The sequence below is a fragment of the Shewanella sp. AC91-MNA-CIBAN-0169 genome (genome assembly GCF_040310165.1).
Lineage (GTDB): Bacteria > Pseudomonadota > Gammaproteobacteria > Enterobacterales > Shewanellaceae > Shewanella.
The window spans coordinates 15,644-31,893 of the sequence record NZ_JBEOPM010000005.1 but is presented as its reverse complement, the minus strand read 5'-3'; the positions used below and the strand labels follow the sequence as shown (position 1 = coordinate 31,893).

General features: G+C 37.0%; 13 protein-coding genes. 10 read left to right on the top strand and 3 right to left on the bottom strand.

Going from position 1 to position 16,250, the window contains the following annotated elements; all coding sequences use genetic code 11:
• The first annotated feature begins 148 nt into the window (after window positions 1-148).
• The 6 genes from AAEY98_RS06530 to ftsZ all read left to right on the top strand — a co-directional run bounded on the left by AAEY98_RS06530 (window position 149) and on the right by ftsZ (window position 9,211).
• Entirely contained in the window at window positions 149-727 is a 579-nt protein-coding gene (locus tag AAEY98_RS06530; RefSeq protein WP_182750726.1) for a hypothetical protein, read from the top strand.
• Between the two features lie 53 nt (window positions 728-780).
• Window positions 781-3,261: a hypothetical protein gene (locus AAEY98_RS06525; RefSeq protein ID WP_351015736.1), complete on the top strand. Its 2,481-nt coding sequence runs from the start codon at window positions 781-783 to the stop codon at window positions 3,259-3,261.
• Window positions 3,231-6,341 carry a site-specific integrase gene (locus tag AAEY98_RS06520; protein WP_351015733.1) on the top strand — a complete coding sequence of 1,037 codons (3,111 nt, stop codon included), beginning with the start codon at window positions 3,231-3,233 and terminating at the stop codon, window positions 6,339-6,341. The genes AAEY98_RS06525 and AAEY98_RS06520 overlap by 31 nt, the downstream gene beginning before the upstream one ends.
• Window positions 6,342-6,637: 296 nt before the next feature.
• The gene (locus AAEY98_RS06515) at window positions 6,638-6,856 is read left to right on the top strand and encodes a hypothetical protein (protein WP_351015730.1); all 219 of its coding nucleotides are present in this window, start codon (window positions 6,638-6,640) and stop codon (window positions 6,854-6,856) included.
• 148 nt (window positions 6,857-7,004) lie between these two features.
• The gene (locus AAEY98_RS06510) at window positions 7,005-8,033 is read left to right on the top strand and encodes a helix-turn-helix transcriptional regulator (protein WP_351015727.1); all 1,029 of its coding nucleotides are present in this window, start codon (window positions 7,005-7,007) and stop codon (window positions 8,031-8,033) included.
• Window positions 8,034-8,065: 32 nt separating this feature from the next.
• Complete coding sequence (gene ftsZ, locus AAEY98_RS06505) at window positions 8,066-9,211, top strand: cell division protein FtsZ (RefSeq protein ID WP_351015724.1); 1,146 nt, start codon at window positions 8,066-8,068, stop codon at window positions 9,209-9,211.
• A 538-nt stretch (window positions 9,212-9,749) separates the two neighbouring features.
• Here the strand turns inward: ftsZ and AAEY98_RS06500 are convergent.
• Entirely contained in the window at window positions 9,750-10,592 is an 843-nt protein-coding gene (locus AAEY98_RS06500; RefSeq protein WP_351015721.1) for a toxin-antitoxin system YwqK family antitoxin, read from the bottom strand.
• Window positions 10,593-10,991: 399 nt separating this feature from the next.
• Between AAEY98_RS06500 and AAEY98_RS06495 the strand changes: the two genes are divergently transcribed.
• Window positions 10,992-11,303, top strand: a complete 312-nt coding sequence (locus AAEY98_RS06495; RefSeq protein ID WP_351015718.1) for a hypothetical protein — start codon at window positions 10,992-10,994, stop codon at window positions 11,301-11,303.
• Between the two features lie 290 nt (window positions 11,304-11,593).
• On the opposite strand, the gene AAEY98_RS06490 is transcribed toward AAEY98_RS06495, so the two are convergent.
• A complete protein-coding gene (locus AAEY98_RS06490; protein WP_351015716.1) occupies window positions 11,594-12,550 on the bottom strand; it encodes a metallophosphoesterase in 957 nt (318 codons plus the stop codon).
• Between the two features lie 35 nt (window positions 12,551-12,585).
• Entirely contained in the window at window positions 12,586-12,987 is a 402-nt protein-coding gene (locus AAEY98_RS06485) for a hypothetical protein (protein ID WP_351015713.1), read from the bottom strand.
• Between the two features lie 481 nt (window positions 12,988-13,468).
• On the opposite strand from AAEY98_RS06485, the gene AAEY98_RS06480 reads away from it, so the two are divergent.
• From AAEY98_RS06480 to AAEY98_RS06470, 3 genes are read left to right on the top strand one after another with little or no spacing between them, the layout of a single operon-like run.
• The gene (locus tag AAEY98_RS06480) at window positions 13,469-14,155 is read left to right on the top strand and encodes a vWA domain-containing protein (RefSeq protein WP_351015710.1); all 687 of its coding nucleotides are present in this window, start codon (window positions 13,469-13,471) and stop codon (window positions 14,153-14,155) included.
• 3 nt (window positions 14,156-14,158) lie between these two features.
• Complete coding sequence (locus tag AAEY98_RS06475; RefSeq protein ID WP_351015708.1) at window positions 14,159-14,854, top strand: PP2C family serine/threonine-protein phosphatase; 696 nt, start codon at window positions 14,159-14,161, stop codon at window positions 14,852-14,854.
• Window positions 14,841-16,244 (top strand): protein kinase domain-containing protein, encoded by a 1,404-nt coding sequence (locus tag AAEY98_RS06470; protein WP_351015706.1) that lies wholly within the window; start codon window positions 14,841-14,843, stop codon window positions 16,242-16,244. Before AAEY98_RS06475 ends, AAEY98_RS06470 begins: the two co-directional genes overlap by 14 nt.
• Window positions 16,245-16,250: the final 6 nt, after the last annotated feature.

Here is a 16,250-nt window from a genome sequence, read left to right as displayed (position 1 = left end):
CCATATAATAAGGCTTAATGTCATTTACATTGACTGCTTACTCGCTTATTTTAACAAATATATAGACTTTTACAACTTGATTTTGGCACGATTTGGGCACAAGATACAAATGTCGAAAATGACCACTATTTGTTGGTGAGGCCTATTAATGAACATTCATGCAGAGCATTTTAAGAAAGGGCTGGATAAGTTGTTAGTCGATGTGAAGCTCGAAATGGTTGGGCTTCATCACGTCCAACTTGATCGGACACTCAAAGATTTTTGTGAGTCATATAATCTTATTGGCACATTAAAGCCAAGCTCAGACGATAGCATCGAATCACCGGCTTCAATTTTACTCGATTCATATCAGGCTCCCATATTAGTAAGTAAAACGCAGGCTGGATACTATCGTTTGATTTCCGGGTTATTGACGTATCAGAAGCTCTGTAAACTTCATACAGAAGATGATAAAGGTTTAGTGCCTGCCATTGTGTTACCCAGACGTCCTAATAAAGACGTACTTCGATTATTGATGTTAAATGATATTGTCAGACCTCTACTAAAGCAGTTTGTTAACGTAACTGGTGATACCGTTTCTCAATCGCTCTCAACATGGTTTGTTTCAGTTGAGCAACCATCAGTATTTAATTCTCCTGAATGGAAATCTCTGTTTCCAACGATAAAAACCAAAACACAGCTGTGCGAGTGGTTACACATCAGCACAAAGACTGTGAGGTTAAAGTGACGACACTCAAACAACATCTTTACGACCACATATGTCATTATTGTGATCATCAAATGCTGGGCATTGAAAACGATGAAGTACTAGAAGATCTAGAGGAACTAACAGAGCGAATTTTTGCACCCGAAACCCTGGGAGGGTTTAGACAACTGATTCATATGATAGCCAGCGTCAGAAGTATTTCATCCCATTCTGCTGACTCAATCATGAAAGATTTGCATTTCCCCAAATACATATTTGATGCATTGCATAACTATGGCTTTGAAGTTGACGATAAGTCTATCAACAAAGAATATCATCGGAATAGTTACCAAAAAGGATGGTGCAGTGAGTACCCATTCTATGTTGTGTTGCTTAAATCTTATAACTACAAACTTACAACTAAATCTTGTGAGTTATTTGCCGCATTTATAAAGCACTACTATTCAGTGTTAGATACCCTCAGAGATGAAGACCTTGCAAGAGAGTCCTCGACAAGAGAAGAGGACGCCTGTGCTAATTTTAGGCTTTTTATGCAAAATAATGCCACAGAGTTTAATTTTGTTCGCGAGACCATACCGAACACAGCATTTGATACGCCAATGTCTATTGCTACTCAACTAGAACAATATCTAGTAACTAAATGGAAAAGGCAATATTTACCTCATCGAAGCTATCTTAGAATATTGTCACATTTTTTTTCCAATGATTGGAAGCCATCTAAACATATTGCTCGAAAACACCCTAAATTGGAGCGGTCGCCAAAACGATATATCGATCCTTTGGCTATACCTATTTTGGGGGCACCCGATGATATATTTGCTTTGATACCCGATGCACCACTAATACCTAATAGTGATGGTTTAGATGAAGATGACCAATATCCTTTACAGACGTTTGTTGTTAATAACCGTGACTACAGCACTAAGCGAGATAAAACAGAGCTATTAGATACAGCAATCCCATTTAATAAACATATCCAAGCTAGAACTGCCGTAGATGTAACGGCGAGTGTTCGCCGCTCTCACAATATGGGATTACAAAATACGCAATTATTAATGCCAAAAGAGCTAAACCTCCTCATAGGCAAGCTAATAAAGTCAGGTAATCAATCATCAAATATTGAAACTACGATTGTGATTTGGTTGATGGTGTTATTGAGTAAATCGATAGAAGAAATACAGAGCTTAGTTGTTTTTACCGACCTAACTAAAAAACAACAAGGTTTATACATCGATAAGGGCGGGCAAGGGTGGTGGTTCTTCTATGTTAGTCATACGGCAAAGGCTAAGATTGATATTGTTGGTTTAAGGGAGGCCAAAGAAAAGGTTTTTACATCATGCCCGGACTTCTTACTGAAAATGATTGTAGTAAATATGGGTAGTCGATCTATTGGCCCGATAATTAATGAAAAGGACTCTCAAACTATCAATAATATGGTAGTGAAAAAGCTGAAAAAACTATCAGATCGGCATGGATCTGGACGTTTAAGCGTTCGGCGCTTGGTCAATTTTATGAGTTATTATCTTAATTCAACAGATATTATCGACCCAATTTTTATTGACTATAGCTATGCCGTCAATATGTATACAACTCGTGTTGCTAGAAGTTATGCAAATGTGAGTGATCATCAGAGAAGCCGACAGCTACATAAATTATGGCAAAGTGTAGAACAAGATATCGTTAGATACTCTGGTCAAGCATTGTCAATCTCATTATTTGACCTACGCAACTTCTACCAAACTGAACAATTTATAGGCTCATCATTTACGCCAAAAAAAACGGCAGTCTCCACATTAATCGACTCTTTAACTCAACGAGTTGAGGCATCTAAACCCAGCCTTCATCACCGCCTAGTTGATATTATTGAATATCATAATGCGTTTACGGCCTATACAGCTTGGATGCTGTTATTTGGAACAGGTTATAGAGCTGCTTGGAATCCGTTACCGACATTTGCTCTTTTTATGCCATCACTAAATTTAATGGGAATAAGTGACAAAGATGATTCAGATTTTAGTCACTCTCGTATCGTCGCAGTCCCAAATGTGTTAACAACACAACTAAAAGAGTTTAAACGTCATTTGAGTTGTTTACGTTCATTGTTACGTGTATTGATGCCTAAGATTTGCAGCACGATTGATAGCATAGTTGATGTTGACCAACACGTGTTGAATTTTAATCACTCGCAGGCCTCACAATGGTACAAAGTCATCAGGAACTCACGTAAAGAGCAAGGGCCGTTCTTCTTTTTTCACAAACAAGGGAACACTGTGGTTGCGAAGAATCTATCTCCTTCAGAACTCGTTAATTTTTGTCAAAAAGAAATCGTACTTCCATCTAATGCGGGGAGACATTGGCTAAAATCTAACTTGCTTGGGAAAAATATTGCACCAGAACTAATCAACTTCCAAATGGGTCATTGGCAAGCAGGAGAAGTACCATTAGGGCATTACTCAGCGTTGAGTCACATAGAAGCCATTAACGATATCGTTCCGGTGCTTGATGAGTTATTTAAGGAGGCTGGATGGCTACCACTAAAGTCCGTGATTTCATAAACGAGCTCATAAGCAAAGGAAATAAACATCCCTTTTATTTAGAGGTATTCGATGCTTTCTTAAAGCAAAACAACCATACGATTGATGAAGAAATACAAAATAAGGATAAAGAAGCTTTTTTTTTATCCTATAAGAACTTACTTGGGCACTTAAAAAAACGTTTCATACAGTCAGAAACAAAAGTGTTACCAGAGGAGTTAAGAGCTTTAATTGCTCAATTGAAGCCTGCTGTACTCAATAAACAAGAACAGTTATTGATATTACAATCTCTACTCAATTATGCAAAAAAACATCATGGGATCGACTCTCCTAACATACCGTCTATTGTGACATTAAAGCGCGATAAACCAATATTATCGCCGGTGGAACTCGTAAAATTACTCATTGTAGAGATGCTATACACCTTATTAGAGAAAGAATTATTCTCGCCAAATAGATCACTCTCACTAGATGCAAAATTAGGACGTACTGCAATATTAGTTTATATCACTGTCAATGTGAGTAAAACCGAAGACCTACTTTCAATACTTGAATCCCCACAAGAGATTTTTTATGTAGGAGGCATTTGTTACTGGCAATCCCAAAAGAATAAAACAGCTTCAACTCGATTCATATTGAGTGATGTCGCTGTCATGGCACTTCAACAATGGTCTAACCTAAATGAAGGTAAACCACTAAAAATATCAGCATGTATCATCAAATATTTAAATACGACCTCTGAATTTGATTGGTCTGACTTATCAATCCTGAAATCACGCACTTTACGAAAAATAGACAACATTTTGCGTTATGGGCCAGTGCAGTATCAGATGTATTTTCTCCCCAGTGTCAGTCAGGCTTTACCAGAACATGCTTTCATGCGCATATTAACCAACAAAGCGTGTCTTTATTCAGAACCGCATCTTATAGAAACGAGCGGAAAAAGTAGTATTGCATTTAAGCCATGGCATAAAATAATCACTGATAATAATGGCTTTATCGCCATAGATTTTACCTTAAAGCAGTTAGATGAAATCTTGATGAGATTACTCAAGCTCGATGAAAATAAAGAAACGCGAGCAAATTGTTTAGCAGCAATGAGTAATGAACTAAAATCATCAGAAGTAAAAGACAACCCTTATCTTTGGTTATTATGCTCATGGTTATTATCACTGTTAAAAAATGGGGGAACCTATAAGCGTCGTATAAAAGTATCTACCACTGTCGATTACGTTAAAAGCCTTAGTAAACCGTTTCTAACGCTATTTAGTACCTGTGATATAGGGCTGTTATCAGGAGAGGATTGGGCTAATAAGTTAAATGAAGCTGCTGAAATATTTACTTCAGCTCAACGTAAAAAATATGTCTATTACTTCGCTCATTTTTTAATTGAGGCAAACCTTGTTCATGACTTATGTCTATCGGATATCGATGTTATTGGCAGTTCCAGTGAAGTCGATGCTAATTTAATATCAGCCACTCATATCGATGATGTGTTAAATTATTTAACAGAGCATGTTGAAGATGGAGCCATCTATCAATATGCTTATTTTTTACTTTGCTTTTGCTTTTTTAGCGGATTACGTAGAAATGAAACGGCAAAATTAACATGGGCTGATTTTTCATTTGCTACACACGCTCCAAGCAACGATCAATTCGATTATGTGCACCTTTCAGTAAGACCAAATCAACATCGTACTTTGAAAACGACCTCGGCTCGTCGTGAATTACCATTAGATGCACTTTGGCCGAAATCTTGTATTCATAAATTACGAGTACGGTATCAAATTCATCAAAACTCAGGAGCAAGTAAAAAAGCACTGTTGTTTGATAACACTAAATTAGTAAACCAAGCTTATGAGTTAGTAACTGATTTAATCCGTCATTGCACCCAAGATTACAGTTTACGTGTTCATCATCTTCGCCATAGCTTTGCTAATTGGACATGGTGCCGCTTAAATCAAAATATTATCAATCAGGGAAGATCTCAACTAACGATGTTCGACCATGAGATATTCAATAATGACTATCTTCAGCAACTGCAAACCAGGTTAAGATACAATAGTAATACTCGTAAAATGATGTTTATATTAGCCCATCTAATGGGGCATAAGGATGTTCAATCAACGTTAAATAGTTATCTTCATCTCAAAGATATCTTGTATTACCTAGAGTTAAAACCTCGTTTTACATTAACCAAGTACTTTATGTCAGAATGTGTTGGCCGTGCATCATTACTTGAACAAGAGCCAGGGTTAAGTCTGGCAGAAAGGCTTAACTATTACACTAGTGATACCGAATCAAAGTTGGCAATTAACCCTGCACCTTTAACGTCATCATTATCGATAGCGACATTATCGACGTTTGTCATAAACATCAAACCCAATATAGAAATTAGTAGCTTGACCTGGGCTAAAGCTCTCAATGCGTTGAAAGTCAGTTCAGTTATTGAATCATCTCAATATTTTAATGTGCCGATTGAGCAATTACAGCAACTACTAAATAATGCTGAACAAGTGCATCTGCATTACCCACGAATAGGCAAAAAATTACCATTAATTCCTACATTTCCACGATTTAGCAATATAACCAGTATTACAGAGCCTGATAACAAGTTAGCTAAATCAAGCAAAGTGTTTATTTATTTATGCAATAAGTTCGATAAGAGCCTAGACGTTGAGCCCTTAACATTAGCCAATATTAGATTGAGCATGGAGATATTATCATACGCAGTTCCTGGAAAGGATTATGCGTTGAGGTGCCCTGAGTCAGACGTTTCAAGAATGTTTATCAGGTTTTGTCAGCTACTTGGCCTAAAAAACCGGCATTTAAAATTCAAATTTCATCGAGCAAATCTAGATATAGACCAAGCACAACTAATAGAAATTCGATGGAAAAAAACAATCACCGATTATGGGTTTAGTGATGCGAATCTTGTCGTTGCGAGTGAGAGTGAAGGGCGCTTCCTAGGCAACCATGATGGAAACGGATTTCTTGAAATTGCGTTGGTTAACAACAAGTATAAAAGAGTACAAAGACATCAAAGTTTATTCAGTTTCTTACATCTGCTGCTCATACTGAGTTTCAATGCAGAGCTGTAACAGTAAAGCATCATCTTATGAAAACTCATTATATCACTACACCTTAGGTATCATGGGAGTCATTAGCTTGTGGGTAAATCTATAATAAGAAGTACGATGATTGTACTTGTAGGCTTTACAGGCCTTTAGATCCCTGAGGCTGAATACAATTAAATTTGAGTATAAATGACAGCGGTTCGAGCATCCCATAGACACTTTTATAGTGATAGCTTAATGGGATTTAATAATGGATGTCAGTTTTTTTCTTTATGTTAGTCGGGTGTCGTTATACATATCTTACATAGGAAGGCGTCTAGATGAATGTGGTCTTAATCCCTTTGTGCAAAGTGACGTTTGTAAACACATCAAACCTGAAGATAGCCTTGCAGAACAAGAACAATCGGAAAGCAACTACAAAAGCTTTAAAGAGAATTGAAATCCAATTTGATGCAGAGCTTAATTCTCCGCAAGGTGATGAACTTGAAAAGCTGGTATCTTTTGTTGAAGTTTATGAGGATGAGCATTATCCGATGTGAACTGGCCTGAGTATCTATCAAACTAAGGTCTAATCATCTCTGATCAAAAAATTTATGTGAGACGTTATTTTAGCATTAAAATCTTCATGCGACAGATTTTGTCGCATGTTGAGTTTATGCTGTGCATAATGAGAAAGGAGAACTTTTTATGCAGCAAAACATTCAGCGACAACTCACCATGCTCGAGTTTATACCCCGATATCCCAAACGAATAACTGCTAATGACATTACAGATAAGCTCAATTATCTTGACTATGATGTAGGACTTAGAACAGTTCAACGGGAGTTAAAATCCATGTCTGATATGGGCTTATTCGGATTGGTACTTGATGATAGGAATAAACCTTACGGCTGGTCTATTGCAGCTTGTTGGCGAGGGCTTAATTTAACCCTAATGGATCATCACATGGCACTGGCTTTTCATACCCTTAAACACAGTGCAAAACAGTTATTGCCTGCTCAAAGTATAAAGCAACTTACTCCATACTTTGAAAGAGCAGACCAAGTATTAGGGAGCGATCCAGATAATCCTTGGTTGTATTGGGCTTGCCGTGTAGCCCAGCTACCAGAGCCGTTTCCTTTCATTTCGATAGAACAAGATCCTAAAGCATTAGGCGTTCTTCAAGATGCTTTACTTAATAAATGCCAGATTTCTTGTGAAATCAAGCGAGTGATCAAAGGAAAGCCATATTGGATAAAGTATCAATTAATTAATCCTGAAGGGATTAAAGTCTCCAATGGTGTCGTTTTATTAGTATTTACCATTGGTCAGTTTCATTTAAAACGTTATGCCAAACCAATTGATTTGTTACGTAACATACAACTACTCGATACGCCTGCAATTGTTCGAACTGATTTCAATATCAACAAAACAGGTGTTGAAAGTACCTCAACGATGATTGACATAGAATTGCTTTTTTCACCATCAGCAAACTTTATTTTGCGAAATGTTAAATTGAGTGACAATCAAACTATCGAACAATTACAAGATGGTCGCTACAGTGTTAAAGCCAGTGTTATGGATACTTCACGATTAAGAGAAGTTTTGTGGGAAATGACTGATAGTGTGGAAGTCATCGGCCCTTTAAAGCTGAGGAACCATTTCATTCGATTGATCAATAAGGTAAATAAAAAATACCAACGCTCTGCGACGGAGTCTGTCGTAGTCATAGGTTAATCTACTTTGGATAATTCCAAGGAGATTACCCTATGTTCGAACTACTGAATCAAACTAATAACAGCCCACGTATTTCTGTTTTTGGTGTTGGCGGTTGTGGTTGTAATACCATTAATCAACTTAGCCAGGTTGCTTTTAATGACAATGTGCAACTTATCGCGGTTAACACTGATTATCAATCATTGGCAATTTCGCAATGCAGTACTAGATTACAAATTGGGATCGAAACAACAAAAGGATTAGGTGCGGGTGCCATCCCTCAAAAAGGATACGATGCTGCTCAGGAATCGGAACCAGAAATTCGAGAACTAATCAAACTCTCAGATATCATATTTATTACAGGTGGTATGGGCGGTGGCACGGGTACAGGCGCGATCCCTTATATGGCGTCTGTAGCTAGAGAACTGAACAAACCTTTGGTCGCCGTTGTGACTACACCATTTGGTTTCGAAGGGAACAAAAGGATGCAACTCGCGAACACTGGTCTTGAAGAGCTAATGCAACAAGCTGATGCAGTGATCGTATTGCCTAATGATAAACTGGGTCAAATGTTAGACAAAAAAATCACGCTCGTTAATGCTTTTTTTGAGAGTAACCGCATTTTACAAGACGTACTTAAAGGTGTAACAACCACAATCAGTCAATCAGGTTTGGTCAATATTGATTTAAATGATTTTATTTCTGTTATCAGTCACCAAGGTCGCGCGGTAATGGGCGTCGCTAAGCAAATGCCAAATGAAGATTTACAACAAACCATCTGTAATGCTCTAAAGAATCCTTTATTGGAAGATGTTGATCTTACTCAAGCTAAAGGAGCCATAGTCAGCATAATGGCGAACGAGAATATAGAATTGAGCCAATATAATAAAATTGGTGAAACCTTACATCACCAACTAGACCCAAGTGCGATGGTCATTATTGGGTTAACCATTGTACCTGATTTAGACTGTGAAATAGAGTTGATGGTCATTGCTACTGGGATTCCAACAACAGAAAGAAAAGTGCCTATTCAAAGTACGATGACACCATCACTAGAATTAAAGGAACGCTTTACCGAATCTGAGATATTGAATATCCATGAGTTTTTGAATGCTCAGCCTAATAATAGTGTCGATGATAGTCATTTAGAGTATAACTATGATATCCCAACCTATTCTCGACAATTAAATATAAATTAGTTACTCAACCGTGAGTTGTATCTTCAAGGACGAAATCTTATAAAAAATTCGAAACACATTAGATCAGATAAATGTCACCATAAAGTAGTCGACGGGTAGTAATTTCCTTGCTGTTTAGTGACCAGTTTCGGATGGCATTGTGCTAACACTGCGGTCAACTGAGATGCCTTTATGTGAGTAAAAAGACGGCTGTATGGGACTGCGCAGACACGACTCAGTAGCTGGCTCTTTGACAATAAGTGCATTAATTGAGCATAAAATTAACAGTTGGCGCATCGAGATGATAATTTGAATACTATAAGCCTGATTAAAGGCATCAAGATGGCCACGTAAAATATCGATAAACTTTATGACTCCCACTTCAATATCTACTTCTCTGCAAGCTTGTTAACTGATTCGACCTGTTCTTGCGGGTGATAGTAATAAGTTAGTATAGAGTGCAGTAGTGTTGAGACTGAGTTAATACTTTACTTGGTGTAAATCCAGTTGCAATGCCAGAAAATGAGTGTAATAGCGGTTGAATATGAATATCAAAATGCTACGTTAAAGAACTAATTTCATGAAATATGATCTGAAACATTTGCGCGTCTTCCTCTAAGCATTGAAAGCGTTTTACGTCCGTTCGTAAGCCTTTCCACAACCTTGGGTGCATAACTATTTTAATGATGCTCTTGAGACCAAAAATAAAAAAACTAGAAATAATTTTACCATTTGCATAGTAAATAGGGCCCCAATGAACTCCTTTAAAATTAATTTCAACGTTCATTTTTGACTTAACATCAGTACTTTTCACTAATCTAACTGATAATTCATCAAAATTAGAAGGCCAAACAGTTACTACAACATGTTTACTTTCAATGTTGCGATTGTATTCAAACCAACGACTTCCATCGGGGTGCCAAGCATTTCCTTCACCGGAGATGTTGCCATCAAGAAATTGTGCCTGCCATCTTTTAGTGCCATCTTGATACCAAGATTTTGCTAATCCATGTAGACGACCATCTAATCTAGGCAGGCTTGTCTTAAGTTGATTGCCTTCGAAATAAAACTCATCAAGAGTTTTACGTTTTTGTTCAGATAGTTGTCTTCTAGAGTTTGCTAAATCCAATTGCTCTGTAATTGCATTTTCATATGGTTTTATCTTTTGAAGACTCTCAAGGTATTTAATTAAAACATTATATTCTTCTGATAGTTCGGAATGTGTAGCTTCTTTCATCGCATCGATTTTTTTGTATTGATAACTTATCGATTGTTCAAGCGACCACTTTTCCATTGAATGATTAAGTTCATAAGCCGACTTGTTTAGTATGTTAACGCCTGCGTCTAATACGTTGACACTATTAACGAACAGCCTACCAGTGCTTTTAATCAGTTTGAACATTTAAAATACGCCTTTTTTTATTTAACAAGATGATTAGATATGGTTTAAATGTATTAAGGTTAAGAATTATGTACTAATTAATTTGTCATGTGTTAAATAAATCGTGAAAATTCAAGTACTATTTCAAATTATTTTTTCATGATGATCATTGGCTAGAAATGAGATAAGCATTGATGTTTGGTTGGGACAAGTTGCGGGGCATCCGCATGGAGTAAGCCTCGATAGTCTTTGGGTTAAAGCAATTGATAAGGCTGGGACGGCAGGTCGAGAATGCGAACGTTTTTCGAACAAATGTAGATCGTTTAATAAACATCCGCAGTTCGATAAATCTTTATAGTTAGGATAGTTTCTTGTTCTTTTGCCTGCCGATCAAACGTATAGTTCAAAAAGCAAGCACTCATGCGGTTGCCCTGGCAGGGACGGGCACTCAATAATTATGCTGATGGGAATGCTATTGCTGCTCATGAAAAAAGAATTATTACCATTGTTTCTATTTGTCGCCAAAATGAGGATAGTGAAAATACTGGCCTTTGTACTATCAGCATAAAACAAAGAGTCATAGAATATTCGACATACATGGATATAATTTTGCTGATTTTAAACGTTGCTTGCTTTATGAAAAATATTAATTGTCACTTTTTCTGTAAAGAACAAGCTTATCTAGCGGTCTATAATATCTATGAAGTCTATGCCGCTAGTGGTTCTGTTTAAACAGCTACAAAACCAAATTTTCCGAGTGTAGCACTTCTGCGCTGAACTCGAGTGATACTTAAATACCTCTGATATCATTGCTAAATCGCGGATATTTACTATACAGATTTAGTCTGTTTTTAGAGCTAGATTTGTTGAGTACGTTATCACTTCCTAAACAATTAGAAGTGATTCAGTATTGAATTTATCAATAGTGATCAAAAAACGCACACTCATGCGGTTACCCTGCCTCTGATTTTTTATTATCACGTGTAATAGATAGTGAATGCTCAAATTGTATCTAACAGAAACTACTCGCTTGTAACAAAATTACTATCTATTAAGTAGTCATCTCCTTTAGTCCACCGATAAGCAACTTGATGGCCATTTTTAGCTACGCTGTAATCTAAACAGGCTATGTTCCTATGTTGTACTTCTGGTTTTCCCTGTAACCAATAATGCCCAATAAAAACTGGTTTTTGATTTTGACTGTATAAATAATTTTTAATTATTTCTTTAGGAAATGGAATTGATGGCACTTTTGCTGAAGCTGGCACTAATGCATAGTCTTTATAGGTCTCTCCATCATGCAACCACCATTTAACTCTTATTTCTTGTCTGTCAGATCCACTTTTATCTTTAAATTTTTCACCATTAGGCAAGAGTACTTCTACACCTTTTAATAGTACCTCAACAGCATCAAACTCATTTGTCCCTTTGGTGTTTGCATTCACATAAAATGAGTCAAATAACTCTGTTTTAATGGTGTTGTCGGGCATTAAGTAGTGTTTGATTTTATTTATTTCATAATCAGACCAGCAAGCATGTACAGCCCTAATCTCTGACAATTCTAAAAATAAGGGTAAGGTTTTGAACCATTCGATAGTGATGAGCATTTTATCGTTATGTTTTTTATATTCAGACAAAAACTCGATATGTTGCCCTATATTTTTTATAGAACGTTCTCTTAAAGGAAGTTCAGTACCTGGATGTTTTGTGTGAAAAGAAATAGCATTGAACTCGTGATTGCCCATAATGGCATAAGCCGCTTGATTTTCGACCATAGGCTTTACAATTTCTATAACTTGTTGGTGTTCAGAACCACCATCAATAAAGTCACCTAAAAAAATAACTTTTCTACTTGCGTGCGAATAAACTCCTTGTTCTGATTTTGCATAATCTAGCTTTTTTAAAAGATTTTCTAACTTTGTTACATGCCCATGAATATCCCCAATAACATCATAATTTCCTTGGTCACATTGATACATTTTGCTTTTACCTCATTGTAAATAAACATTATTTTTTATCGAGATAACGTTTTATTAATAATACCAACGATTTCATTTTTGTTTTTATTCGTTAAGTTTTTAACGATATCCCGACACAATTCAATTGAAGTAGAATGGTCTTTATTACCATTACTTCCTAAAGGAGAAACCCCGAGATCAATACGTTTTTGATTCATTCTATCTGCGTATGCCAGATTCATCGGGTTGATGCCTTTTTTACGATCGTTTGCATCAGCATAACTGTCATACATAAAATCGTATTCTTCGGGAAATAACGTGGAGTGTAAATCATTAGCGTCTATTTTAGGATTCACATCTGCAAATGATTGATAAGATAGCTCTTGTCTGTATTTATTGATTTCTTCTGGGGTCATGTCCTTTGTAGCTTCTTTAAATGATATTTTGTTGTTTGTCACAAATAACTCCAATATTTAATAACAAGATGTTTGTATTATAAAGTCTTGTCTCGACGATTAATGTCGCTAAGCACACAAATGGCTTTGAACTTTATCAGGTCAAGTGAGATTTAGTACATGGGTTGAACCGCGATGTCCATCTGCGTCAGGATAGTTGTCACCAAACTAAACAATTTTTCGAGTTTTCGAGTTTTCGAGGGTGATTTAACGCAAGACGCAGGCACATTATGCAAATAAACCCAGGTTTAAAACGTTTGCGTTCTCTCCCGTATGCTGATTGTTATCCAATTTGTGATTAAACAGACTAAAACGTGCGATCTCACACTTGTTAGATTTTAAAAATCATTGTAATGTCAGCCATATAGGAATATTAAGGATAATAAATAGATACGTATATCGTAAGCTTGCGAACGTCTCTATCTTCGTCAATACATTAGTATTCGTTGTAACCTATAGTTCTCAAAAATATAAAGGAATATAAATGTCGTTAAATAAATTTGTAGCAAACAAAGCTCGGCCGCTTCCTGTGATCATAATGGCAGATACCAGCGGTAGTATGTCAGTAGATGGCAAAATCGATTCTTTAAATCAATCTCTACGAGATATGATAAAAAGCTTCTCACAAGAAGGTAGAAGCAGAGCCGAAATTAATGTAGCAATTATTACTTTTGGCGGCCAAGCCGAAGTTCATTTAAAGTTAACACCAGCCTACCAAATTGAGCAAATGCAAGAGTTGAATGCAAATGGTGGAACACCTCTTGGAGAAGCGTGTTTATTAGCTAAAAAACTCATTGAAGATAAAAATATTATCTCATCTCGTGCATACCGCCCTGTGATTATTCTGTTATCCGATGGTCACCCCACTGATGACTACAGTGCCGCATATAGTGAATTGGTAAACAGTGAACGTGCACAAAAAGCAACACGCCTTGCTTTGTCTATTGGTGCTGATGCTGACGATAGTGTGTTAGGTGATTTTAGCAATGATATAGAAGCCCCTCTTTTTCACGCCAAAAATGCTAATGAAATTCATCGCTTTTTCCGTGCTGTCACCATGAGTGTCGCTAATCACTCAAAGAGTCAGACCCCGAACCAACCGATTAAACTAGATTTCGCTGAAATTGGCGAAGGCGAGTTAGTGGAAGATGATTTTGATTTAGATTTCTAGCACATGCTGAAACTTATTAAAACTTCAGTTATAGGGCCTGGACATATTCGTGATGCTTTGCCTAACCAAGATGCTGTTGGACATTTCATTGACGAAAATAACTGGGCGATTATAACCTGTGACGGCATGGGTTCTAGGCCTTATGCTGACATCGGTGCGAGTGCCGCAGTTAACTCGATAAAGTATGTTCTTAAGCAATCATCATTCAATATATTGGCTAAATCAGTAATCTCTGATTTCTATAGACATTGGCTTAATACATTAAAACAAAGTGGTATACGCCCAAAGGATGCTGTTACTACAGTACTAATTGCATGGGGCAACCATCAAGGAGATTTTAGAACGTTTCAGTTAGGTGATGGGGTCATTTGCACGCCTTCTCGAGTAGTTACACCTATATCGATAGATGAGTTTTCAAATTTAACTACAGGCTTAGGTTTATCGAAACAATTTAGTGACTGGAGCGTTTGTCAGGGCAACCTATCTAAAGAAGGTAACGGTATTTTACTCATGAGTGATGGTATTAGCGAAGACATAGCAGAGCTCAGTCTGTTTGCTCAAGCGTTAATAGCATATTCAAAAAATAAATCATCTAGGCGAATTAAGCATCACCTTAAGAATATGCTCATACATTGGCCCACGCCTCACCACACAGATGATAAAAGTTTAGCAATGGTAATTTTAGATGACAAAAAATAGAAGCAAAATTGTATACGATAGTCAGGGAAATCAATACGAACTGACAGGTAAAATAGGCGAAGGTGGACAGGGCGTGGTGTGCAGTACTGATAGAGTTGGCACACTGGTTAAAATCATTAATAGTAAAGATAAAGCTAAAATTGATAAAGCGATCAAACAAATAGACTGGATTGGTCAGCAAAACATTAGTGATTTAAATATGGCATTGCCCCAAATAGCTATTATTAAACCCAAATACGGTTATGTAATGGAACTAATGGATGGACTTATACCCTTAGAAACCGTGATCAACGACAGTTTTAACGATCTACAAGATAATGGCAGTACTCAGAGATATTTAGATACTGGTGGAGTAGCAAGGCGAACTAAATTGCTGTTCAAAATAGCAAAAACATTATCTGAGTTACATTCCCGTGGTTATGCATATGGCGATTTATCTCCAGCCAACATTTTTGTATCAGAAAGCGTTAACCATTCACAGGTTTGGTTTATCGATTGTGACAACATTTGTTTTAATGAACGAGAGGGCGTTACCCATCTTCATACACCCGGTTACGGTGCACCAGAAGTAGTGCGTAATGAGCAAAATGTAAACTCTTTAACAGATGCCTGGTCATTTGCTGTCATGGCTTTTGAACTATTAACACATCAGCATCCTTTTAAGGGGCTTCATGTTGAAAATGGTGAACCAGAAATCGTTGAACAAGAGGCTTATGAAGGAAAGCTCCCATGGGTATATGACTTGCAAGATAGCTCAAATGAAACAAGTGGTGGTATACCGCTAGAGCTAGTTTGCAACCAAAATATGGCTGAGTTGTTTAGACATTGCTTTGAAGGTGGCAAAAATAACCCATTATTGCGTCCATCCCTCAGTCAGTGGCGAACAGTTCTCCAGCAAGCTGTAGATCAAACGATTGATTGCCAGCATTGCCGCCATCAATTTTTCTATCAAATAGATGAAAATGACCAGTTTTGTCCTTTTTGTTATAAGCATGCGATGTCAGATAGCTTTATTAAGTTTGAACAGGTGCTCGTTGAGCAAGAAGAGGGTAACGCTCATTTCCACCCACTCAACAATATTCGAATCCTAAATAAAGACGACAACATAGTGTTTAATTCAGCCCCTTATGGCACGCAATTATGGACTGATGCAACTTCGTTATTAACGATTGAGTGGCAAGAGGATAAGCTTCATATATTGCCGACTAACAATGCGATAGTTCAAATTCACAAAGCAAAATCAAATATAGATTTTACTCAAGAAAAACGGATTCCTTTGAGTAATAGCACACCAAACACCCCCTATTATTTTTCAGCATGGCAGCCTAGTGAAATTGAAGATGATGCACATCTGAAACTAGTGCAAAGTTATCGCTGGCGTTTTGTTTGAGATAAA